At 66.7% G+C, this 21,078-nt stretch carries 28 protein-coding genes; 15 read left to right on the top strand and 13 right to left on the bottom strand.

The annotated features are described in order from the left end of the window. Positions 1-2: 2 nt before the first annotated feature. The gene (gene hisB / locus BWQ93_RS14365) at positions 3-590 is read right to left on the bottom strand and encodes an imidazoleglycerol-phosphate dehydratase HisB (protein ID WP_077031148.1); all 588 of its coding nucleotides are present in this window, start codon (positions 588-590) and stop codon (positions 3-5) included. 87 nt (positions 591-677) lie between these two features. On the opposite strand from hisB, the gene BWQ93_RS14360 reads away from it, so the two are divergent. Genes BWQ93_RS14360 through BWQ93_RS14345 form a run of 4 tightly spaced genes read left to right on the top strand, consistent with a single transcriptional unit; the run spans position 678 to position 3,278 of the window. After that, positions 678-1,157, top strand: a complete 480-nt coding sequence (locus BWQ93_RS14360; protein WP_077031147.1) for an SspB family protein — start codon at positions 678-680, stop codon at positions 1,155-1,157. A 4-nt stretch (positions 1,158-1,161) separates the two neighbouring features. Beyond that, on the top strand, positions 1,162-1,473 hold the full coding sequence (locus tag BWQ93_RS14355; protein WP_077031146.1) for a hypothetical protein: 312 nt from the start codon (positions 1,162-1,164) through the stop codon (positions 1,471-1,473). Next, entirely contained in the window at positions 1,470-2,885 is a 1,416-nt protein-coding gene (fumC, locus tag BWQ93_RS14350) for a class II fumarate hydratase (RefSeq protein ID WP_077031145.1), read from the top strand. The genes BWQ93_RS14355 and fumC overlap by 4 nt, the downstream gene beginning before the upstream one ends. A 21-nt stretch (positions 2,886-2,906) precedes the next feature. Continuing rightward, complete coding sequence (locus tag BWQ93_RS14345; protein WP_232314616.1) at positions 2,907-3,278, top strand: hypothetical protein; 372 nt, start codon at positions 2,907-2,909, stop codon at positions 3,276-3,278. A 9-nt stretch (positions 3,279-3,287) separates the two neighbouring features. Here the strand turns inward: BWQ93_RS14345 and BWQ93_RS14340 are convergent, their stop codons facing one another. Then, positions 3,288-3,854 carry a DUF2585 domain-containing protein gene (locus BWQ93_RS14340; protein WP_077031143.1) on the bottom strand — a complete coding sequence of 189 codons (567 nt, stop codon included), beginning with the start codon at positions 3,852-3,854 and terminating at the stop codon, positions 3,288-3,290. A 48-nt stretch (positions 3,855-3,902) separates the two neighbouring features. Between BWQ93_RS14340 and gmk the strand changes: the two genes are divergently transcribed. After that, the gene (gmk, locus tag BWQ93_RS14335) at positions 3,903-4,565 is read left to right on the top strand and encodes a guanylate kinase (protein ID WP_077031142.1); all 663 of its coding nucleotides are present in this window, start codon (positions 3,903-3,905) and stop codon (positions 4,563-4,565) included. A 185-nt stretch (positions 4,566-4,750) separates the two neighbouring features. Here the strand turns inward: gmk and BWQ93_RS14330 are convergent, their stop codons facing one another. The 4 genes from BWQ93_RS14330 to BWQ93_RS14315 all read right to left on the bottom strand — a co-directional run bounded on the left by BWQ93_RS14330 (position 4,751) and on the right by BWQ93_RS14315 (position 8,481). Then, a complete protein-coding gene (locus BWQ93_RS14330) occupies positions 4,751-5,188 on the bottom strand; it encodes an acyl-CoA thioesterase (protein WP_077031141.1) in 438 nt (145 codons plus the stop codon). A gap of 1 nt (position 5,189) precedes the next feature. Next, positions 5,190-5,972, bottom strand: coding sequence for an SDR family NAD(P)-dependent oxidoreductase (locus BWQ93_RS14325; RefSeq protein WP_077031140.1), 783 nt, complete (start codon positions 5,970-5,972; stop codon positions 5,190-5,192). Positions 5,973-6,129: 157 nt separating this feature from the next. After that, positions 6,130-7,299 (bottom strand): acetyl-CoA C-acetyltransferase, encoded by a 1,170-nt coding sequence (locus tag BWQ93_RS14320; RefSeq protein WP_077031139.1) that lies wholly within the window; start codon positions 7,297-7,299, stop codon positions 6,130-6,132. A 27-nt stretch (positions 7,300-7,326) separates the two neighbouring features. After that, on the bottom strand, positions 7,327-8,481 hold the full coding sequence (locus BWQ93_RS14315; RefSeq protein ID WP_077031138.1) for an acyl-CoA dehydrogenase family protein: 1,155 nt from the start codon (positions 8,479-8,481) through the stop codon (positions 7,327-7,329). Between the two features lie 204 nt (positions 8,482-8,685). Here BWQ93_RS14315 and BWQ93_RS14310 point away from each other — a divergent pair, with 204 nt between their 5' ends. The 5 genes from BWQ93_RS14310 (at position 8,686) to BWQ93_RS14290 (ending at position 13,239) form a co-directional block, all read left to right on the top strand. Continuing rightward, entirely contained in the window at positions 8,686-9,555 is an 870-nt protein-coding gene (locus BWQ93_RS14310; RefSeq protein ID WP_077031137.1) for an SMP-30/gluconolactonase/LRE family protein, read from the top strand. A gap of 158 nt (positions 9,556-9,713) precedes the next feature. Continuing rightward, positions 9,714-11,831 carry a M3 family metallopeptidase gene (locus tag BWQ93_RS14305; protein WP_232314615.1) on the top strand — a complete coding sequence of 706 codons (2,118 nt, stop codon included), beginning with the start codon at positions 9,714-9,716 and terminating at the stop codon, positions 11,829-11,831. 310 nt (positions 11,832-12,141) lie between these two features. Next, entirely contained in the window at positions 12,142-12,489 is a 348-nt protein-coding gene (locus tag BWQ93_RS14300) for a DUF962 domain-containing protein (RefSeq protein ID WP_077032430.1), read from the top strand. 74 nt (positions 12,490-12,563) lie between these two features. After that, entirely contained in the window at positions 12,564-12,767 is a 204-nt protein-coding gene (locus BWQ93_RS14295) for a DUF2061 domain-containing protein (protein ID WP_077031135.1), read from the top strand. Positions 12,768-12,810: 43 nt separating this feature from the next. Continuing rightward, complete coding sequence (locus BWQ93_RS14290; RefSeq protein WP_077031134.1) at positions 12,811-13,239, top strand: OsmC family protein; 429 nt, start codon at positions 12,811-12,813, stop codon at positions 13,237-13,239. A 3-nt stretch (positions 13,240-13,242) separates the two neighbouring features. On the opposite strand, the gene BWQ93_RS14285 is transcribed toward BWQ93_RS14290, so the two are convergent. Continuing rightward, on the bottom strand, positions 13,243-13,824 hold the full coding sequence (locus BWQ93_RS14285) for a 2'-5' RNA ligase family protein (protein WP_156878250.1): 582 nt from the start codon (positions 13,822-13,824) through the stop codon (positions 13,243-13,245). 141 nt (positions 13,825-13,965) lie between these two features. On the opposite strand from BWQ93_RS14285, the gene BWQ93_RS14280 reads away from it, so the two are divergent. From BWQ93_RS14280 to BWQ93_RS14265, 5 genes are all read left to right on the top strand, one after another. After that, entirely contained in the window at positions 13,966-14,508 is a 543-nt protein-coding gene (locus tag BWQ93_RS14280) for a hypothetical protein (RefSeq protein ID WP_083720909.1), read from the top strand. 390 nt (positions 14,509-14,898) lie between these two features. Next, positions 14,899-15,675 carry a hypothetical protein gene (locus tag BWQ93_RS14275; RefSeq protein WP_156878249.1) on the top strand — a complete coding sequence of 259 codons (777 nt, stop codon included), beginning with the start codon at positions 14,899-14,901 and terminating at the stop codon, positions 15,673-15,675. Between the two features lie 81 nt (positions 15,676-15,756). Then, positions 15,757-16,596, top strand: a complete 840-nt coding sequence (locus tag BWQ93_RS14270) for an arylamine N-acetyltransferase family protein (protein WP_077032428.1) — start codon at positions 15,757-15,759, stop codon at positions 16,594-16,596. A 137-nt stretch (positions 16,597-16,733) separates the two neighbouring features. After that, a complete protein-coding gene (locus BWQ93_RS20855; RefSeq protein ID WP_156878248.1) occupies positions 16,734-16,898 on the top strand; it encodes a hypothetical protein in 165 nt (54 codons plus the stop codon). 66 nt (positions 16,899-16,964) lie between these two features. Continuing rightward, positions 16,965-17,252 carry a hypothetical protein gene (locus BWQ93_RS14265; protein WP_077031131.1) on the top strand — a complete coding sequence of 96 codons (288 nt, stop codon included), beginning with the start codon at positions 16,965-16,967 and terminating at the stop codon, positions 17,250-17,252. 29 nt (positions 17,253-17,281) lie between these two features. On the opposite strand, the gene BWQ93_RS14260 is transcribed toward BWQ93_RS14265, so the two are convergent. From BWQ93_RS14260 to BWQ93_RS14235, 6 genes are all read right to left on the bottom strand, one after another. Further along, positions 17,282-18,094, bottom strand: a complete 813-nt coding sequence (locus tag BWQ93_RS14260; protein ID WP_077031130.1) for a ThuA domain-containing protein — start codon at positions 18,092-18,094, stop codon at positions 17,282-17,284. 142 nt (positions 18,095-18,236) lie between these two features. Next, a complete protein-coding gene (locus BWQ93_RS14255; RefSeq protein ID WP_232314614.1) occupies positions 18,237-18,665 on the bottom strand; it encodes a glycine zipper 2TM domain-containing protein in 429 nt (142 codons plus the stop codon). 111 nt (positions 18,666-18,776) lie between these two features. Further along, entirely contained in the window at positions 18,777-19,190 is a 414-nt protein-coding gene (locus BWQ93_RS14250) for a hypothetical protein (RefSeq protein WP_077031129.1), read from the bottom strand. 42 nt (positions 19,191-19,232) lie between these two features. Beyond that, positions 19,233-19,652 carry an NAD(+)--rifampin ADP-ribosyltransferase gene (gene arr, locus BWQ93_RS14245; RefSeq protein ID WP_077031128.1) on the bottom strand — a complete coding sequence of 140 codons (420 nt, stop codon included), beginning with the start codon at positions 19,650-19,652 and terminating at the stop codon, positions 19,233-19,235. Positions 19,653-19,659: 7 nt separating this feature from the next. Further along, positions 19,660-19,968 (bottom strand): hypothetical protein, encoded by a 309-nt coding sequence (locus tag BWQ93_RS14240; RefSeq protein ID WP_077031127.1) that lies wholly within the window; start codon positions 19,966-19,968, stop codon positions 19,660-19,662. A 294-nt stretch (positions 19,969-20,262) separates the two neighbouring features. Beyond that, positions 20,263-21,042: a hypothetical protein gene (locus BWQ93_RS14235; RefSeq protein WP_077031126.1), complete on the bottom strand. Its 780-nt coding sequence runs from the start codon at positions 21,040-21,042 to the stop codon at positions 20,263-20,265. Between the last annotated feature and the right edge of the window lie 36 nt (positions 21,043-21,078).

The following is a 21,078-nucleotide window of genomic DNA, read 5'->3' as shown; positions in this document are numbered from 1 at the left end:
TCCTAGAGCACACCCTTCGTGCTGGGAATCGCGTCGCCCTTGCGCGGGTCGATCGCGACCGCCTGGCGCAGCGCCCTTGCCAATGCCTTATACATGCTCTCGGCGATATGATGGTTGTTCTCGCCGTAGAGCATCTCGATGTGCAGCGTGATGCCCGCGGTCTGCGAAAAGCTGTGGAACCAGTGCGGGAACATCTCGGTGTCCATCTCGCCGAGGCGCGGCTGCGAGAAGCTGGATTTATAGACGCAATGCGGGCGCCCCGAAATGTCGAGCACGCAGCGCGTCAGCGTCTCGTCCATCGGCGCGTGCGCCTCGCCGTAGCGCGCGATGCCGCGCTTGTCGCCGAGCGCCTTCGCCACCGCCTCTCCGAGTGCGAGCGCGCTATCCTCGACCGTGTGGTGCTGGTCGATGTGGAGGTCGCCCTTCACCTGCATCGAGATGTCGATCAGCGAGTGGCGCGACAATTGCTCGACCATATGGTCGAGGAAACCGATGCCGGTGGACACCGAATAATCGCCCGTCCCGTCGAGATTGACGGTGATCGCGATATCCGTTTCCTTGGTCGTGCGCTGGACGGTGGCGGTTCGCATGGCGCACGCCATAGAGGCTATTTTTCGCGTTGCAAGGCGACTCTCCCCCCTTGACCGGTGCGCGCCGTCCGTTCATCCCCCTCGCCCATGAGTGACGATGTCCGCGACAGCCTGATTCCCTATGACGAAATCGTGCAGGACGCGCTGCGCGCCGTGGTCGGTCGCGTGCTGCGCCAGGTCGAGGGCTATGACAGCTTGCCCGGCGAGCATCATTTCTACATCACCTTCAAGACGCAGGCGCCGGGGGTCGATATCCCCGCGCATCTGATCGCCAAATTCCCCGACGAAATGACGATCGTGCTGCAGAATCGCTTCTGGGACCTGAAGGTCGAGGAGAATATGTTCAGCGTCGGCCTGTCGTTCAACCAGACCCCGTCGATCCTGACGATACCCTATGCGTCGATCACCGCCTTCGTCGACCCCTCGGTCGATTTCGGGCTGCAATTCCAGGTCAGCGACGACGGCGACGCCCCCGAACCGCACGACGAGGCCGACAACGACCGCCCCGACATCGTCAGCGACGACGGCTCGAACGTCGTGACCGTGGACTTCGGCAAGAAAAGATAGCGCCGTGGCTCCGCCATGGCCTCCCTCGCGCTTCTGGCAATATTGGGCCCTCGCGGGCATGGTCGTGCTGACTGCCGCCTTCTGGTGGGGTGTCGAGGGCTATGCCTTGTTCCAGAGCGGTGGCATCCGCAACCAGATCGCCGACGGCCTGCTGCGCTTCTCGTTGCTGGTGCTCACCCCCGCGCTGCTGCTCGTCTGGCTTGCCGCGGGCTGGGCGCGGAAGCGCATCGGCGACACCGGCTATTGGCAGATGCTCGCGCTGGTATCGATGACCTGGGCGAGCGCGGTGCTCGCGACGAGGATGATGATCGGATGACGGCAACCCGGATCGAAAGCGACAGCATCGGCGAGATCGCGGTCGCTGCCGAGGCCTATTGGGGGGCGCAGACCGAGCGCAGCCGGCACAATTTCGCATTCCCGGCGCACGAAAAGATGCCGCTGCCGATCGTCCATGCGCTGGCGCGGATCAAGCGCGCGGCGGCCGAGGTCAATCGCGCGCACGGGCTCGATGGCGACTTCGCCGATGCGATCGTCGCGGCGGCCGACAAGGTGATCGCGGGCGAATATGACGCGCAATTCCCGCTTGCCATCTGGCAGACGGGCAGCGGTACCCAGTCGAACATGAACGCCAATGAGGTGATCGCGGGGATCGCGAATGAGGCCTTGACCGGCCAGCGCGGCGGCAAGGCGCCGGTCCACCCCAACGACCATGTCAACATGGGCCAGTCGTCGAACGACAGCTTCCCGACCGCGCTGCATGTCGCGGTCGCGATCGAGACGACCGCGCGCCTGCTGCCCGCGCTGGCGGTGCTCACCGATGCGCTGACCGCCAAGGCCGAGGCGTGGGACGATATCGTCAAGATCGGCCGCACCCATTTGCAGGACGCGACCCCGCTGACCCTGGGGCAGGAATTTTCAGGCTATGTCGCGCAGCTCATCGCCTGCCGCGCGCGGATCGAGGGCGCGCTGGCGCACAACATCGCCAAGCTGGCGCAGGGGGGCACCGCGGTCGGCACCGGGCTCAACGCCCCCGCGGGCTTCGACGTGGCCATGGCGGCCGAGCTGTCGCGCGGTACCGGCATCGCCTTCGAACCCGCACGCAACAAGTTCGAGGCGCTGGCGTCGAACGACGGGCTCGTCTTCTTCTCGGGCGCGCTGAACACGTTGGCGGTCGCGCTGACCAAGATCGCCAACGACATCCGCCTTTTAGGCTCGGGGCCGCGCGCGGGGCTGGGCGAACTCGACCTGCCCGCGAACGAGCCGGGCAGCTCGATCATGCCGGGCAAGGTCAACCCGACGCAGTGCGAGATGCTGACGATGGTCGCGGCGCAGGTCATCGGCAACCATCAGGCGGTCACCGTCGGCGGGCTGCAGGGGCATCTCGAGCTCAACGTCTTCAAGCCGCTGATCGGGTCAAACGTGCTGCGCTCGATCGAACTGCTCGCCATCGGCATGGCGGGTTTCACCGAGCATTGCGTGCTCGGGCTCGAACCCAATCGCGGCCGGATCGACGAGTTGATGAACCGCTCGCTGATGCTGGTCACCGCGCTTGCACCCGAGATCGGCTACGACAAGGCGGCGAAGATCGCGAAGCACGCGCACGAGACCGGCTCGACTTTGCGCGAGGCGGCACTGGAGCTCGGCACTGTCGATGCTGCGACCTTCGACCGTGTCGTCGATCCGCGTAAAATGCTGGGGCCGGAACCGAGCGCCCCTCCCGGGAATTGATGGGGAGAAGGAGATATGGGCATGATCGGCAGGATAGTTGGCGGCGTTCTCGGCAGCGCTATCGGACGGCAGAAAGGCAGCGGGCATCCCGTCGCGGGCGCGGTGATCGGCGCGGCGACGTTGTTCGCGGCACGCCGCCTTTTCCCGCAACGCTATGCCGCGATCGCGGCTTGGGGCGCGGCGGGCTATCTTACTAAGAAATGGGCCGACCGTGCCGCGGCGCGCCAAGCAGCCGAGGAAGCGCATGCGGTCGATACCGCGCTTGCCGATGCGGGCATCGTCGACAATTATGCCGGCGTGTCGGAAACGCCCACCGATGGCGAAGCGATCGGCGACGCGCTGCCGCCGGCGATCCCGCTCGAAGCCGACGGCAAGCGGCCGGCGCTCCACTGACCGGGCGGGCTAGCCGCCCGCTTGCCAGTCCTTGATCGCCTCGACCGGCGACACCAGCATCAGGACGTTGAGCGTCAGATTGTCGCGGATCGTCCACAGCGTGAACAGCTCGAAGGCGACGGCCAGTGCGACGGTGACCCACCAGCTCATCCGGCTCGCGGCGAGGAAACCGCCGATCATAAACAAGGTGTCGCTTACCGAATTGAGGATCGAATCGCCCGAATAACCGAAGGCCATGGTGACCTCGCGGTAGCGGTCGATGATCACCGGCGAATTTTCCAGGATTTCCCACGCCGCCTCGATCCCGATCGCCAGCGCCAGCGCGACCCACAGGGGCCGGTTGGGGATCAGCCAGCGCGACAGGCCGAAGAAGATGAAGCCGTGGATGACATGGCTGAAGCTGTACCAGTCCGAGATCTGCTGGCTGTTCTGGTTCGACTGCACCGTGCCGTGCCACAGGCTGATCGTACCGCACGGGCAGATCGGCGGGCGCCCCATGGCAAAGAGGATCGCGGTGAAGATCGCGATCAACACCGCGGCGACCAGCCAGCCCTTGTTCGAAACCCCCAGGATCATCGTCGCCCTTCCCCTTGACCGCGCCCGTCTCTCGCGCAATTAGCCCGCATGGCTGAAAGCGTCCACCTCAACCGCCGCGGCGTGTTGTTCGTCCTCTCCTCGCCCTCGGGTGCGGGCAAGACCACCATCTCGCGCATGATGCTCGAGGAGGACAAGGATATCGCGCTGTCGATCTCGGCCACCACCCGCCCGCCGCGCCCCGGCGAGGAGGACGGCGTCCATTATCATTTCGTCGACACCGAATCGTTCAAGAAAATGGCCGCCGACGGCGAGTTCCTCGAATGGGCGCATGTCTTCGGCCACCGCTACGGCACCCCGCGCGCGCCGGTCGAGGCGATGCTCGCCGCGGGCAAAGATGTGCTCTTCGACATCGACTGGCAGGGCGCGCAGCAGCTGTATCAGGAGGCGGGACCCGACGTCGTGCGCGTCTTCGTCCTGCCCCCGACGATGGAGGAGCTCGAACGGCGCCTCCGCGCGCGCAAGACCGACAGCGACGATGTGATCGCCGCGCGCATGGAGCGCGCCGCGAACGAGATCAGCCATTGGGATGGCTATGACTATGTGCTGATCAACGACGCGGTCGAAAGCTGCTACGGCGAGGTGATGGCGATCCTGCGCGCCGAACGGCTGAAGCGCCGCCGCCAGATCGGGCTCATCGGCTTCGCGCGCGACCTGATCCGCTCGGTGCCCGATGCGGACAAGAAGCTCTGATTTTTACGCCCTCCCCCTCGATGGGGGAGGCAGCGAGACTTGGCAGCTTGCTGCCTAGTCACAGCGGTGGGGGTGCGGTTTCGGCCTCGACCGAGGCGCCATGACGCCCCATCACCCTTATCCAACTTCGCCTAGCGCCTTCGGCGCAAGGCTCCGAATCCTTCTCCCATCGAGGGAGAAGGAGTTCAGACCGCCTTCGCCAGCTTCGCTTCGAGTTCGCTCACCATTGCCGCCCGCAGCGGTTTGGCTTCGCCGTCGGTGCGGCACACCACCACCGTGTCGCAGGTCGCGATGCAGCGGTCGTTCTGGAACATCGCCTGGACGATCGTCCAGCTCGACGTGCCGAGGCGGCCGATGCCCGTCGCGATCTGCACGGGGTCGGGGAAGTTGCCCTCGGCCAAGTAATTGATCTCGACCGCGGCGACCATCGTGCGCTCGTTTTCTGGGCGCTCAGCCCAGGGGCGGATTTCACGGTTGAGCAGCACCCGGCCGCTTTCGAACAGCGCGGCAAAGGCCACATTGTTGAGATGGCCGTTGATGTCCATGTCCTGGAACCGCGTCTGCAGGTCGAGGTGGAAGGGGTAGCTGGCGGCGTTCAGCCGCCAGCTCTCCGGTTTCGGCATATCAGCGGGGACCCATGCGGATGCCGCCGTCGAGGCGCACGTCCTCGCCGTTGAAATAGCCGTTCTCGATCATGCAGAGCGCGAGATTGGCATATTCGGCGGGGTTGCCGAGGCGCTTCGGGTTGAGCACCGAAGCGCCCAGCGCGTCGCGGACATTCTGCGGCGCGCCCGCGAGCAGCGGCGTGTCGAAGATGCCGGGCAGGATCGTGTTGACGCGGATATTCTCCGACGCGAGGTCGCGCGCCACGGGGAGGGTCATGCCGACGACGCCGCCCTTCGACGCCGAATAAGCGGCCTGACCGATCTGGCCGTCCTCGGCCGCCACCGACGCGGTGTTGACGATCGCGCCGCGGTCGCCGTCTTCGGTCGGATCGAGCGTCATCATGCCCGCGGCCGACTTGGCGATGCAGCGGAAAGTGCCGACGAGGTTGATCTGGATGATCCAGTTGAACGCATCGAGCGGGAAATGCTTGATGCTGCCGTCTTCCTTCGAGCGGCTCGCGGTCTTGATCGCGTTGCCGGTGCCGGCGCAGTTCACGAGGATGCGCTCCTGCCCGATCGCTTCGCGCGACTTGGCGAAAGCCGCGTCGACCGACGCGTCGTCGGTGACGTTGCATTCGCAGAAGACGCCGCCGAGCTCTTCGGCCAGCGCTTTGCCTTTTTCTTCCTGCAGGTCGAAGATCGCGACCTTGACGCCCTTCGCGGCGAGAGCGCGTGCGGTCGCGGCGCCGAGGCCCGAGGCGCCGCCGGTGACGACGGCGGATACGGTGGAATCGAGTTTCATGAGAGGCTCTCCTAACGAAAGCCCCTCCCCTTCAGGGGGGGGGTTGGGGTGGGGGTCGCAGCGTGAAGCAGGGCCGGCTCGCCCACCCCGCTGCGACTAGCGGGCAAGCCCGCAAGTCTCGCTGCCCCTCCCCTGAAGGGGAGGGGTTTGAAGAAAATTACAGCCGTTCGACGATCGTGACGTTGGCCTGGCCGCCGCCTTCGCACATCGTCTGCAGGCCGTATTTGCCGCCGGTCGCGTCGAGCACGCCGAGCAGCGTCGCCATCAGCTTGGTGCCGCTGGCGCCGAGCGGGTGGCCGAGCGCGATCGCGCCGCCATGCTGGTTGAGGCGGCCATGGTCGGCGCCGAGATATTTGAGCCAGGCGAGCGGCACCGGTGCGAAGGCTTCGTTGACCTCATAGGCGTCGATATCCTCGATCTTCATGCCCGCCCTCTTGAGCGCGCGTTCGGTCGCGAAGAGTGGTTCCTCGAGCATGATCACCGGGTCGCCCGCGGTCACCGAGATATGGTGGATGCGCGCGCGCGGGGTCAGATTGTGATCCTTGAGCGCCTGTTCCGACACGACGAGCGCGGCGGACGCACCGTCGCAGATCTGGCTTGACGTCGCTGCGGTGATCGAGCCGCCTTCCTGCAGGATCTTCACGCCGGCGATGCCGTCGAGCGTCGCGTCGAAGCGGATGCCCTCGTCGACGAGGTGGAGCTGGCGGCCTTCCGGCGTATCGATCTCGACGCCGACGATCTCGCGCTTGAAATGGCCGGCCTCGGTCGCCGCCTTGCCGCGACGGTGGCTTTCGAGTGCATAGGCGTCGAGGTCGTCCTTGGTCAGCCCGTGCTTCTTGACGATCATTTCGGCGCCGGCGAACTGGCTGAACATGATGCCGGGATATTTTTCCTCGAGCCGCTCGGACTTATAATGGCCGAGCCCTTCCTTCATGAACAGGGTCGCGACGCTGCCCATCGGCACGCGCGTCATGCTCTCGATGCCGCTGGCGAGCACGATGTCCTGCGTGCCCGACATCACCGCCTGCGCGGCGAACTGGATCGCCTGCTGCGACGAGCCGCACTGACGGTCGATGGTGACCGCGGGGATCGAGTCGGGCAGCTTCGAGGCAAGCACCGCGTTGCGCCCGACGTCCATCGTCTGCTGGCCGCCCTGCGACACGCAGCCGGTGATGACGTCGTCGATCTTCGAGGTGTCGAAATCGTTGCGGTCGGCGATCGCGTCGAACACTGCGGCGCCGAGGTCGACGGGGTGGACGCCGGCGAGGCGGCCGCCGCGCTTGCCGCCGGCGGTGCGGACGGCGTCGACGATATAGGCATGGGGCATGGGAGAATTCCTTTCTGCGTTATCGGGTCAGAGCTTCCGCCCGATCAGTTCCTTCATGATTTCGTTGGTGCCGCCGAAGATGCGCGTCACGCGTGCGGCGCGCCAGGCGCGGGCGATCGGATATTCGTTCATATAACCGGCACCGCCATGCAGCTGGAGGCATTTGTCCATGACTTCCCATTGCAGGTCGGTGTGCCACAGCTTGGCCGCGGCGCCCTCCTCGGGGGTCAGCTCCTTCTTCATGTGCCGCGCGAGCGCCCAGTCGAGATGCGCCCAGCCGACCTGCAATTTCGCCTTGAGGTCGGCGAGCACGAAGCGGCTGTTCTGGAAATCGAGGATCGGCTTGCCGAACGCCTTGCGGTCGCGGGTGAATTCGACGGTGTCGTCGAAGGCGCGCTGCGCCGAGGCCTGGGCGGAAACGGCAATCGAGAGGCGTTCCTGCGGCAATTCGCTCATCAGATAGATGAAGCCCTGCCCCTCTTCGCCCAGGCAGTTGGTGATCGGCACGCGGACGTCGTTGAAGAAGAGTTCCGAGGTGTCCGCCTCGTCCTGCCCGATTTTGTCGAGGTTGCGGCCGCGCTCGAAACCCTCGCGGTCGGCCTCGACGAGGACGATCGACACGCCCTTCCACGCGGGCTGGACCTCGGTGTCGGTCTTGACGCAGACGAGGATCAGGTCGGCGTTCTGGCCGTTGGTGATATAGGTTTTCGACCCGTTGATGACATAATGATTGCCATCCTTCTTCGCGGTCGTGCGCATCCCCTGAAGGTCGGAGCCGGTGCCCGGCTCGGTCATCGCGATCGCGGTGATCGTCTCGCCCGACACCATCCGCGGCAGCCAGTGCTTCTTCTGCTCTTCGCTGCCATATTTGACGATGTAGGAGGTGACGATGTCCGACTGCAGCGAGAAGCCGGTGGTCGCGCGGCCATAATAGGCGCTCTCTTCGTCGACGATCGCATTATAGCCGAAGTCGAGGCCCAGCCCGCCATATTCCTCGGGCACCGTCGGGCACAGCATGCCGAGCTCGCCTGCCTTGGGCCAGATCGACTTGGGGACGATGCCGTCCTCGGCCCATTGCGCCGCGTTCGGGGCGACTTCCTTTTCCAGGAACTGGCGGACGGTGGCGCGAAACGCCTCATGATCCTCGCCATAGGCCGAGCGCGACAGATTATCGAGCGACATGATCTTCCTTTCCCTTGGCGCAGCCGAACGCGAGCGGGGAGTCGGCCGCAATTTTCGAGCCCAAGAGACCTTACGTTTACGTGCACGTCAAGTGCAAAGACGCTACGGCATGAAAGTTCGCCGCGTGCCGATCCCGACGCGCGGTGGAACGAATAGGTTTGCAGGTGCTGGGCAGCGACCACAGCGCGCGCTACGCTCGCCATCATGGTCGAACTCCTCCTCGATGCCGGCGCGCTGCTCGGCGAATCGCCGCGCTGGCACGCGCGCGAAGGCCGCCTCTATTGGGTCGATATCGACGCGCAGCAGATCCATCGACTCGACCCTGCCGACGGCACGCATGAATCGATGCAGCTGGACGAGCCCGTCGGCTGCGTCGCGCCGCGCGCCGGCGGCGGGCTGGTCGCAGCGCTCGGCGACGGCTGCGCGCTAATCGACGAATGGGGCGCGGTGCCGCGGCCTTTCGGTCCGGCCGCGCTCGCCGATTTGCCGCACCAGCGCTTCAACGATGGCTGCGTCGATGGCGCCGGGCGGCTGTGGGTCGGCAGCCTGACCAGCGACAAACCGAAGCGCGACGCCACCCTCTACCGGCTCGATCCCGATGGGTCGCTGTCCGAGGTATTCGGCGGGCTGATGACGAGCAACGGCGCGGCGTTCAGCCCCGACGGGCGCACCTTCTATCACGCCGACACCCCGACGCACCGCATCCACGCCTATGACGTCGATCCCGCGACCGGCGACTTGGGCGCCAAGCGGCTGTTCCACGAATTTCCCGAGGGCCATGGCCGCCCCGATGGCGCCGCAGTCGACGTCGAAGGCTGCTACTGGTCGGCGCTGTGGGACGGCTGGCGCGTCGTACGCCTGTCGCCCGCGGGCGAATTGCTCCAGACGGTCGAGCTGCCGGTGCAGCGCCCCACGATGCTCGCCTTCGGCGGCGCCGACATGCGCACCGCATTCGTCACCAGCGCAGGCAAGAATCTGACCGACGAGCAGCGCCGCGCGCAATCGCATGCGGGAGGTGTCTTCACCTTCCGCGTCGATGTGCCTGGCCTGATTCAGACGGATTTTGGCGCCTAGGCGGCTTGCACCCCCCTATCATATATGGTTAAGACGGCCCCCGACATGGTTTCGTCCGAAACCTTTTCCACCGGGAGATCCGAAACATGCCGCGCAGCGCGCCTCATTTTGCCCGTCGCCTGTCGACTCTGCTAGCATCCACTGCGATGCTCATGGGTATGAGCCAGATGACGAGTCTTGCCGCCGAAACCGCTAAGCCGACCGCCGCGACCGCGCCTGCGGGCGAGAACCCGATGCTCGCGCCCTGGACCGGGCCGTTCGAGGGGGTGCCGCCGTGGGACAAGATGGACCCCGAGCTGTTCCCCGACGCCTTCCAGAAGGGCATGGCCGAGACCAAGGCGCAGGTGCAGTCGGTGATCGACAATCCCGAAGCACCGACCTTCGAGAATACCCATGTTCCGATGATGCTCGCGGGCGACACGATGGAGCGGCTGTTCGCGCTGTGGGGCGTGCAGACCTCGAACAAGTCGAACGACCGCGTCGAGGATATCGACGCCGAGTGGAGCCCCAAGCTCACGACCTTCTACACCGAGCTGTTCCTCGAGCCCAAGCTCTTCGCGCGCTACAAGGCGGTCTATGACGCCCGCAACAGCAGCGGGCTCAACGCGCAGCAGATCCGCATCGTCGAGCGCAGCTACGAAGAGATGGTGCGCGACGGTGCGAACCTGTCGCCCGCCGACAAGACCAAGCTGGTCGAGATGAATTCGAAGCTCGAGGGCCTTTTCTCGACCTTCTCGTCGAAGCTGCTCGGCGACGAGAAGCTCTATACCTTCGTGACCGACAAGGCCGAGCTCGCCGGGCTCGAACCCGGCTTCGTCGCCTCGCTCGCGTCGGCGGCCGAGGCCAATGGCAAGCCCGGCCAGTGGGCGATCAAGAACACCCGCTCGTCGGCGCAGCCGGTGCTGCAGGGCGCGACCAACCGCAAGCTGCGCGAGCGCGTCTATAACGCTTTCGTCAATCGCGGCGACAATGGCGACGCCAACGACACCAATGCGACGATCGCCGAAATCCTGAAGCTGCGCCAGCAGCGCGCCGAGCTGCTCGGTTTCCCGACGCACGCGCATTATCGCATGGCCGACACGATGGCGAAGACCCCCGAGGCCGCGATGGGGCTGATGATGAAGGTCTGGCCCGCCGCGGTCGCGCGCGTGAAGGAAGAGGTCGCCGACATGCAGGCGATCGCCGATGCCGACGCCAAGGCCGGCAAGGGACCCAAGATCACCATCGAACCTTGGGACTATCGCTTCTATGCCGAGAAGGTCCGGAAGGCGAAATACGATCTCGATGAGAGCGAGGTGAAGCCCTACCTCCAGCTCGACAAGCTGGTCGACGGCATGTTCTGGTCGGCGGGGCAGCTCTACGATCTGGGCTTCCGCGAGAATACGGGGACGATCCCGGTGTTCGATCCCAAGGTGCGCACCTTCGAGGTCTATAATCTCAAGACCAACGAAAATGTCGGGGTCTTCTACCTCGATAATTTCGCCCGCGACGGCAAGCGCTCGGGCGCGTGGATGACGACCTATCGCAGCCAGCAGACGCTGGGCGGCGAGCGCAATGTGCTCGCGTCGAACAACAATAATTTCACCGAAGCCGCGAAGGGCGAGCCGACGCTGATCAGCCTCGACGATGCTCAGACTTTGTTCCACGAATTCGGCCACGGCATCCACTATCTGCTGCAGCACGTCTATTATCCCGCCTTGGCGGGGGTGCCGCGCGACTTCGTCGAATATCCCAGCCAGGTGAACGAGAATTGGCTGATGACCCCCGAGGTGCTGTCGAAATATGCGACGCACTACAAGACGGGCGAGCCGATGCCGCAGGCGCTGGTCGACAAGATTCTGGCTTCGGACAAGTTCAACCAGGGCTTCACCACGGTAGAATATCTGTCGAGCGCGATCGTCGACATGAAGCTGCACGACCGCAAGACGCCGCCCGCCGATGCAGACAAGTTCGAGCGCGAGACGCTCGCCGAGATCGGCATGCCGAAGGAAATCGTGATGCGGCACCGCCTGCCGCAGTTCGGACATCTCTTCTCGAGCGACGCCTATTCGGCGGGCTATTACAGCTATTTGTGGTCGGAGACGATGGACGCCGACACCTGGGCGGCCTTCACCGAAGCCGGCGGGCCGTGGGACCGCACCGTCGCAGACAAGTTCCGTACGATCCTGTTGATGACGGGCAACGAAACCGACCGCGCCGAGGCCTATCGCGCGTTCCGCGGCCGCGATCCCGATGTGAAGGCGCTGCTCAGGAAGCGCGGCTTTCCGACCGAATAGGTCCGACCGGACCGGGGAGGCAAAGGGGGTCGTTTCGGCCCCCTTTGTTTGTGCGGTGCGGACGGGCGGGAGCGGACATAAAGATCCTCCCCGCTTGCGGGGAGGGGGACCACCCGCGAAGCGGGTGGTGGAGGGGGCTATCGGCCTGAAGCGCTGCTTAAGGACGAGAGCCCCCTCCGTCAGCGCTTCGCGCTGCCACCTCCCCACAGGTGGGGAGGATCGTCTTAGTTCCACCCCAAAGCCGCCGTTGCCCCGGTTGCCCTAGCCCGCCGCCTTGACCCGCGCCGCGAAGCGCCGCATCCTCCGCGCCATGGCCCGGCTCTACACCAGCTTTGCCGGCTTCTGGCCCTTCTACCTGCGCGAGCACAGCAAGGCTTCGACGCGGGCGCTGCACTATGTCGGGACCAGCCTCGTCGTCGGAATCGCGATCGGCGCGGTGCTGACCGGGCGCTGGGCGTGGTTGGTCGCGCTGCCGCTCTCGGGCTATTTCTTCGCCTGGGTCGCGCATTTCGGGGTCGAGAAGAACCGCCCCGCGACCTTCACTTATCCGCTGTGGAGCCTCGCCGCCGACTTCAAAATGTGGGCGCTCTGGCTGACCGGGCGGCTCGGTCCCGAGCTCGACAAGGCGGGGGTCGTGCGGGAAAATCGATCAGACTGACGCAAAGCTCTGGCTGGCGCTTGTTGCGAACGATTCTTAAATCGGTGGCTCTTTCTCTTCCCGTGAGACCCGCCATGCCGACCGACCTCGCCAAGACCTTTACCTATCTCGCGCTGCACCTGACGATCGGGTTCAGCGTCGCCTATGCCATGACGGGATCGGTCGCGCTGGCGGGCGGGATCGCGGTCGTCGAGCCGTGCATCAACGCCGTCGCCTTTTTCTTCCACGAAAAGGCGTGGAAGCGCGCGGGCGCGCGGCATAAGCTGGTTGCGGCCTGATCAAGCTTTCCGAGTCTTTCACCCAGTTACAAGGAGACATGCCATGACCGTCAATCGCGCTTCCGCCCGCTACGAAGGCTTCGGAAAGGAGGGCAAGGGATCGATCACCACCAAGTCGGGCGTGCTCGACAAGCAGCCCTATGGGTTCGGCACGCGCTTCGAGGGGCAGCCGGGGACCAATCCCGAGGAGCTGATCGCCGCGGCGCATGCCGCCTGCTTCACCATGGCGCTGTCGTTCGGGCTCGCGCGCGCGGGCTATAGCGGCGACACGCTCGAGACCACCGCGGCGGTGACGCTCGACCAGGTCGAGGGCGGGTTCGAGATTTCGAGCTCTGCGCTGACCCTGGTCGCCAAGGTGCCGGGGATCGGCGCCGACGAGTTCGCGGCGATCGCCAAGGAGGCCGAGATGAACTGCCCGGTGTCCAAGCTGCTCGATTGCGAGATCACGCTCGAGCACAGCCTCGAAAATTAGGGCCTAGGCCGCGCGCCGGATCGCGGGCAGTTCGTCGGCCATGAAGTCGAACAATCCCTGCGCCGGCGGCGGCAGCCCCCAGCTTTGCAGCACGCGGTGGCGGCGGTGGCCGACATGGCTTTCGACGAGCACCAGATTATGCGGGGTCCAGCTCCACGCGAGCGGCACCGGGTCGAAGACGCAGGCGCCATAGCCGAGCGTGATGTGCGGGCGCAGGCCCGGCTTGCGGTGCAGCGGCTCGATACCCTGCGCGGCGAGGCGCGCGACCAGGCTCTCGCAGAGCGTACGGATCGCGCTCACGCTGCCGACGGTGACGAGCTCGACGCCCATATCGCGCGCGACGATGCGGCCGAAGGGGATCGTCGCCGCGGCGGGCAGGTCGCCGCCCAGCGCCGCGGCGACGCGCTGGCGCAGGAAGGGGTGCGGTAGCGCCGTCTCGGCGATGGTGCAGAGCGTCAGATGATGGAGGTGCGGCTGTATCTGCGCGAACATGTCGCCAGTCGGCGGCAGGCGGCGCGCGAGCCAGCCGGCGCGGTCGGCGGCGACCTGGAAGCCCAGGAAATAGCGCAAGATCGGCTCCATCATATTTCTCCGAATCGGACGATGTTCCCATTATGTTCTAGCTTGCGGCGAGAGTCGAATCGCGATGATGCGCGCAAGGGCGTATCGACTTGCGGCCTGTACGGAGCTAAGATGACAACGGTTACCTTGGATGGGAGGCGGACGATGCGGTCGGCGATCTGGATGGCGGCAGGGCTTTCGCTGGCGGGATGCGGCGGAGCCGAAAAGGCTGGCGGCGACAGCCCGGCCGAAAAGGCGGTGCTCGCCGAGGGCCCCGAGGCCGAGATCGACGCGGTCGCCGCCGCCGACCTGCCCGCCGGGCTGCGCGCGACGGTGCTCGCGCGCGTGCCCGACATGACAATCGCCGCGGCCGAGCGCAAGGCGCGCGGCGGCATGGTCTTCTACAACGTTGAGGGCATACGCGGCGACGGCAGCGCGGTCGAGCTCGACCTGATCGAGGAAAAGGGCGCCTATCGCGTCGTCGAGATGCAGCGCGACATCGCCTGGGCCGATGCGCCCGCGCCGGTACAGGCGGCCGCGAAGGCGGCGCCCGACGCTTTCGAACCCGCGCGTGTGATCGAAAGTGTGCAGGAGGACGGCACGACCATCTACGAGCTGTTCACGCCGGGACGGCCGGCCGAACCCGCCGCCGAGATCGACTGGAAGGGCGGCGAGGCCGCGCTTCGCCAGGCGCGCAACGCCTATTGAGCCCGCCGCCCGGGACGGCGATTTGGCGCAACCATCCTATACGGGCGGCGACATGGCGCCAGACTTTGCCGTGAGCCCGCGCCGGGCGCATATGGTCGGCGCGCGCGAACGCAAGGCGGACCGGCTCCGGCGGCGGCGTGGATGGCGCTCCCGGGGCCGGGTTATTCGGCGATCGCCGACCCGCCGAGCATCCCGCCATAGGCCGAGGCCCTTCGCCCGGCGCCGTCGTGCGATTATGCTTAAGCGGTGAGTGCAGAGGCCGTCCCTTCTATGTCCTCGCCGATGGTCATGGCTTGGCGCCGCGGCGCGGCAAGCGCAGCACCGGGGCGGTTGTCAGCGCGGGTCTTTTACGACACGGTGGCGCCGACCGACGGGGCCAAGGGACGGACGATGAGCGATTCCAAATATCGGATACGGTATGATCTGGGCGGGCAGGGTGCGCCCGTTCCCGCGCCGGCGGCCGACGCGCCGCTGATCGAGTTCCTCTGCGACCCCGAACTCGAGGGCACCATTCCGCCGCCCGAGCGCGCGATCCGCTTCGCGCCCGACTGGTTCAAGCGGCTGAACCGCGAGATGGGCATGACCTATGAGAACGGCCTGCCGGCGATGACCGCCAAGGCGTGCCTGCCGATGACCGACGCTTTTTCGCTGGGCTTCGTCGTTCCCTTGCCCTTCGACGTGCTGATCGACGTGCCCGAGGACCGGGTGTCGATCCGCATGGGCTGGGCCGAGGGCGTCGCCTTCCAGCCGGTCGAACAGCATCACCCGGCGCAGATCGGCGCGCCCGAACCGCCGTTCGAGCGGGTGATGCCGCTGAAATTCATCAACCCGTGGCGGATCAAGGTGCCCGACGGCTATTCGGTGCTGTTCGTCCAGCCGCTGAGCCGCCCCGACCTGCCCTTTACCTGCTTTTCGGGTTTCGTCGACTGCGACCGCTTCGACACGACGGTCAATTTCCCCTTCGCCTGGACCGGGCCGGTCGGCGAGCATGTGCTGCCCGCGGGGACGCCGATCGCGCAGCTGATCCCGATCCGCCGCGACACGCTGATCAAGCAGGACCGCGCGCGCGGCTCGACCGCGGCCGAACTCGCCGAACAGGCGGCGGCGCGGGACAAGAAATATGGCGAGGAATCGGCTTATATGCGCGAGTGGCGGGTGAAGAAATAGGGTCGGCGATCGGAGCTTGATCTCAACCAAGGTTGAACTTTGATAAGACGGGCCATCGATTCGCCGACCGGAGATTTGCCCGTGAACCAGACCCCTCAAGCCCCTCTCGTCGACCTCTCCGCCTATCTGGCGCGGATCGGTTATGACGGCCCGCTCGCGCCGACGCTCGAAGTGCTGACCGCCTTGCAGGCGGCGCATATCGCGGCGATCCCGTTCGAGGCGATCGACGTGCTCGTCGGCGAGGGCGTCGATCTCGACCCCACGGCGATCGACGCCAAGCTGATCGGCGCGCGGCGCGGCGGCTATTGCTTCGAGCAGAACGGGCTGTTCCTGCGCGTGCTGGACGCGATCGGTTTCGAGGTCGCGGGGCTGATTGCGCGGGTGCGCTGGATGCTGCCCGACGATGCGCCGCCGACGCCCCGCACGCACCAGCTGACGCGCGTGACGATCGGCGGCACTGCGTGGCTGGTCGACGTCGGCTTCGGGTCGGCGGTGCCCGCGGCGCCGCTCCGCCTCGGCGCCCTGGGCGCGCAGCCGACCGCGCACGAGCCGTGCCGCGTCGTCGATACGGGCGGCGGCTGGCGCGTCGAGGCCGATATCGAGGGGAGCTGGATGACGCTTTATGACGTCGACCCCGCGCCCGCGGCGCCGATCGATTATGAGGTCGGCAATTGGTACACGTCGCAGCACCCTGCGTCGCATTTCCGCCACCAGCTGATCGCGGCGCGGACCACCGCCGACTTGCGCCTGGCGCTGCGCAACAACCGGCTGACGATCCGCTCGCGCGGCGCCCCCGCCGAGCAGCGATACCTCGGCGCCGACGAGATCGAGGCGGTGCTGGCATCGACATTCGGCCTGGCGGTAAGCCCGCACTGGCGCCGCGCGATCGAACGCGCGGCGGTGATGGAAGTCGCCGCCTAGGTCGCCGCGCAACCTGCGCTGCCCGGCATCGGGAGCAGACGGCGCCGCCCCGTGACGACCATCACGCGCAATCTCCTCTGCGCCGCCCCCAAGGCCGGAACTCGGCCATATCGGTCGCAGACGAAGGAGGATGTGTTATGCGCAAAGGATTTTTGGCAATCGTTGCGGCGATGGGCATGGTGGGAGTATCCAGCGTGACCCATGCACAAGCGCCGAACGACTATCTGATCGCAAAATTCAAGGGCCGGTCGGGCGCGGCAAGCGAGGACCAGCGTGTCGACGAACATGCACTGCGCTCTTAGCTCGGGCCGGGGCCGAAGACGGGATGCCATGGCGATACGCTGAGTGCGGGCGTTACGCTCGACAATGTGCGAGTCCAGCTGTCGGGTTCCGCCGCCACGATCACGGTCGATTATGCAGGTAAATATACCCGCCAGGGATGGATCACGCCATGCGTCCAATCACCGCCGCCGAACGGGCGCGAGGATCGCGACGTGCGCGGAACCTATGTTTTCACGCTCACGCAGCGGCCGTTCGAAAATGTGACGCTGTCTTGGGGTGGGGCTTCGAACTTGGGCGAGGTCGACGACGCCGGACATATGAGCAATGTCTTTGCCATCCGCGCCGTCCAACAGGCAATCCAGTCGGCACTGTAGCGTATGGGGCGCGGCGGCGATTGCTCGCGTCAGCCGCCGCAGCCCTCGCCCTCGACCCCCGCCGCCCAGCCGATCGCCCCGTCGAGCAATTTGAGGTGCGCGGCATCGCTCCACGCTTCGGCCTTGTGCCCGAGCGCCGAGTAGAAGATGCGCGCGCGGCCTTCGCAGCGCCACCAGATCAGCGCATGCTCGCCCATCCGGAGCTTCGGTTCGAGGCGCATCGTCGCCTCGTCGAGGCGGACGAGGATATGCGCGTCGGGGGCGGGCGGGGCGTCCCAGCTGTAATATTCGTCCGTCCAGCGCCACGTCGCGGGCAGATGCGCGGTCGCGGGATGGCTGCGATCGGCGACGGCGAGGTCGCTGCTCTGGAACTGGTCGGCGCCGCCCGGATGGCCGGTGAAATTGCCGTTGCCGCGCAATCGCACGAACCAGCCGGGATGGCTGCCGTCGCCCGCGCTGTGCAGCCCGACGAAGCCGCCGCCGCGCGCGATATAGGCTTGGAAGGCGGCGCGCTGGTCGGGCGTATAAATGTCGCCACTGGCGTTGGCGAAGACGATGACGTCGAATTTCGCGAGCGCGTCGGGGTTGAACACCGCGGCGTTTTCGGTGGCGAAGCTGCTCCAGCCGCGCGCCTTGGCGAGGCGTTCGATCGCGGGTACCGCTTCGGCGATGCTGTCGTGGCGATAGCCGTTGGTCTTGCTGATGATCAGCACCGCTGGGCGTGCGAGGTCGGGGACGGTGGGCGCGACATCGTCGAGCGTGGGCGCGGGGCGCCGCGGGTCGGGCGCGGCGGGCGTGGCCTGCACGGCGAGCAGCAGTGCAGCGGCGAGGTTGGCGATCATTTCACTCTCCCTTTTCCCTCCTGCCTATCGCCTCGCGTTTCGCCAACGAAGCGGTATCGCCGCGCTGCATTGCTATTCAAACAGGGTTGTAAGGCCGTGCCGCTTGCGCCGGGGCGCATCGGCACGGCCTTTCCTGGCGGCGTCAGCGGCAGCGCACGTTGCCGCGATCGATCGCCGCGCCCGCCGCGCCGCCGGCGACTGCGCCGATCACCGTGCCGAGCGTTTCCGAGCGGCCCTCGGCGATGACGTTGCCGAGCACCCCGCCGGCGATCGCACCGACGATCAGCCCGGTCGAGCCGTCGTTGCGGCGGCAATAATATTGGCCGTTGCGGCCGCGATAGATGCGGTCGTTGTTCGACAGGCGGCGTTCGCGATAGCGGCGGTCGTCGCGATAATAGCGGTCGGCGTAATAGCCGCCATATTCGGGATCGGGGCGATCCCAGTCGTAGCGGCCATATTGGTCGTAAGTGGCGCGGTCGTAATAGCCATAGCCGCCGTCGTCGTAACCGGCGTAGCTGCCGGTCGAGGCGCAGCCGGCCAGCGCGGTCACGGCGGCAAGCGGAAGGATCATAAGTCTGTTCATCGGCATCACTCCAAAGGTCGCGTGCCGGGCGAGAGGCGCGAGGCAGGCGGATGGCCCCTCTGCCTTTCTAGACCCTTGAAAGCAGGCATCGTTCCGCGCCTATCGCGGAGGCTCGGCGGGCAGTACCGCGGGATTGACCATCGGCGGCGCATAGCGGCGGACAGTGCCGGTGAAGATACCCGCGGCGATCGCCGGGTCGGCGGCGAGCATGGCATCGGCGGCCGCCTGGTCGGCGGCGCGCAGCAGGACGAGCCCGCTATCGCTGCCGACCGGCCCCGCGCTGGCGATGCGGCCCGCGCGGAACAGCGCCATCCAGTAATCGAAATGCGGCCGCAGCCCCTGTTCGGCGAAGGGCTTGCCGGGCTTCCACGCCGGCCCCGGGGCGAGGATCAGCGCGAAGAGCGGCTCGGCGGGCGCCTCTGCGGCGGCCGCTGCCGCAGGCTCGGCCGCGGCAGGGGCGAGGGGCAGGAGGAGCGCGGCGAGCGCCGCAGTGGTGAGAAGTCGGATCGTCATCGGCGGTTCTCCCTGATCATTGTCCCTCTGCCGGGGCGGCGCTCAATCGATGATCTCGGCCCCCTCGGCCTTCAGCCGTTCGAGGTTCGCCTTCATCGCGGCGAGCACCTCGGGCGGGTGCGGGGTCCAGCTTTCGACCTCGCCCACGATCTGCAGCGGGAAGCGCGAGCGATAGCTGCGCGTCGGGTTGCCGGGGAATTTCTTGTCGGTGAGATTGGGGTCGTCGAACCAGTCGCCTGTGGGCTCGACGATATAGATACGCTCGCGGCCGTCGCCGGCGGCAAGTTCGCAGCCCCAGACCGCCGATTCGAGCGCGGCGGAGAAATAGGTCCACGAGAGCGGGGTGCGGTCGGCGTAATTGCTGGCCCAACCCGCGGCGAGCAGGTCGCCGATGCCAAGGTCGGCGCGCGTGCCGTGGTAGAAGGTCGCGCCCATATCGGGTCCGGTGGGGGTGTCGGTCATGAGGGGTTCACTCGCGGTCGTCGGACGGATCGAGCCGCACCGTCCAGCGCGGCGCCCCGCCCGGTTCGCGCGCGATATCGTGGCTGGGGACCGGGTCGTCGCCGGTCTCGATCCAGCCGCGGCCGTCGCATTTGGGGCAGGCGTGGCGGATCGAGCGGTGGCTGACGAGGTCGATCTGCGTGTTCCACTGGCCGTAGCCGGCGCACAGCGGGCACAGCGTGTCGAGATCGCCGCTGCGGTGGCGCCGCGAAATGCCGTCGAGCGCGTGCGGGTCGGTGGGCCCACTGCAATGGACGATGTTCGAGGGGTGCGACATGGGGGTGCCTTTGAAATTCGGTCGCCGGCCAAAGTTCAGCAAAGTTCAGCCCATCGGCGATGCGGAGGCGGCGACCGGCGGAAGCCGCAGGCGGGCCGCCGGAGCGTCGATACCGGTGAAGCAGACGCGCAGATTTTAGGAAAGGACTTTCTGACCCATGGGTGCAAAATAGGGTTGTCCGCACCGACGGCCGACCCTTTCCCCGGGTTGCGCGGCACAGCGAGACGGGCGCGTCCGATCGACGACGCGGCGGTCGTCTATCCCGATGCCTTTCGACGCGATCCAGGACTCTCCCTACAGCTGGCTGAAGCCCGCGGGCTGAGCGCGACGCGGCGCGCCGCTGCGCCAGCCCCACCACAGCACCGCGGCCGCGAGCGCGCCGGCGCCCGTCGCGTGCACCGCCGCCGGGACGGTGCCGAAGGCGATGAAGGCGCTTTTCCACAGCGGCAGGAAACCGACGGTTTCGTACAGGAAAGATTGCAGCCCGGCGATGCCGGCGACGATCAGCCACGGCTGGCCGTGGCGGCGGTGGCGCGACCAGAGCCAGAGCGCGGCGGCGATCGCGGTCAGCCCGCCCAGATGGACGCTGTAGCGGAACAACGGAAAATCCTGCGGTCCGTCGATGATCAGGCCGGGCAGATGGCTGTTGTAGATGCGGCCGAGCGCCGGGCCGACGAGCAGCAGCGGGGTCGCGAGCAGCCAGGCGGCGTGGCGCTGGACGTTGCGCCGCTCCTTCAGCGCCATCGCGGTCAGCGCGACGAAAGCGATCGAGGCGACCAGGTCGTAGATGCCGAGCGAGGGGCCCCACAGATTGTAGAAGGGATCCTGTCCCGATGCCGTCGCGATCGCCATGCTGTGTTCGACCCCTGCGCCGCCGATCAGGAACAGCGGGACGAGCAGGAAGATCGCGAGCCCCAGGCCGCGGTGCAGCGCGCGCTGCCCCCGATCGATCGACCAGCTTTGCGCGGCGAGCAGCAGCACCCACGCGGTCGCGGTGACCGCATGGATGTGCCAGGCGATCTTCGCGCTGCCGAGCCGCGAGAAATAGCCCGGCCAGAAGGCGAATATGGTCATGACAATGATGGCGAGGCACCAGCCCCAGGCGTGACG

The sequence above is a fragment of the Sphingopyxis sp. QXT-31 genome (genome assembly GCF_001984035.1).
Taxonomy (GTDB): domain Bacteria; phylum Pseudomonadota; class Alphaproteobacteria; order Sphingomonadales; family Sphingomonadaceae; genus Sphingopyxis.
This window is presented reverse-complemented; position numbering and strand designations above follow the sequence as displayed.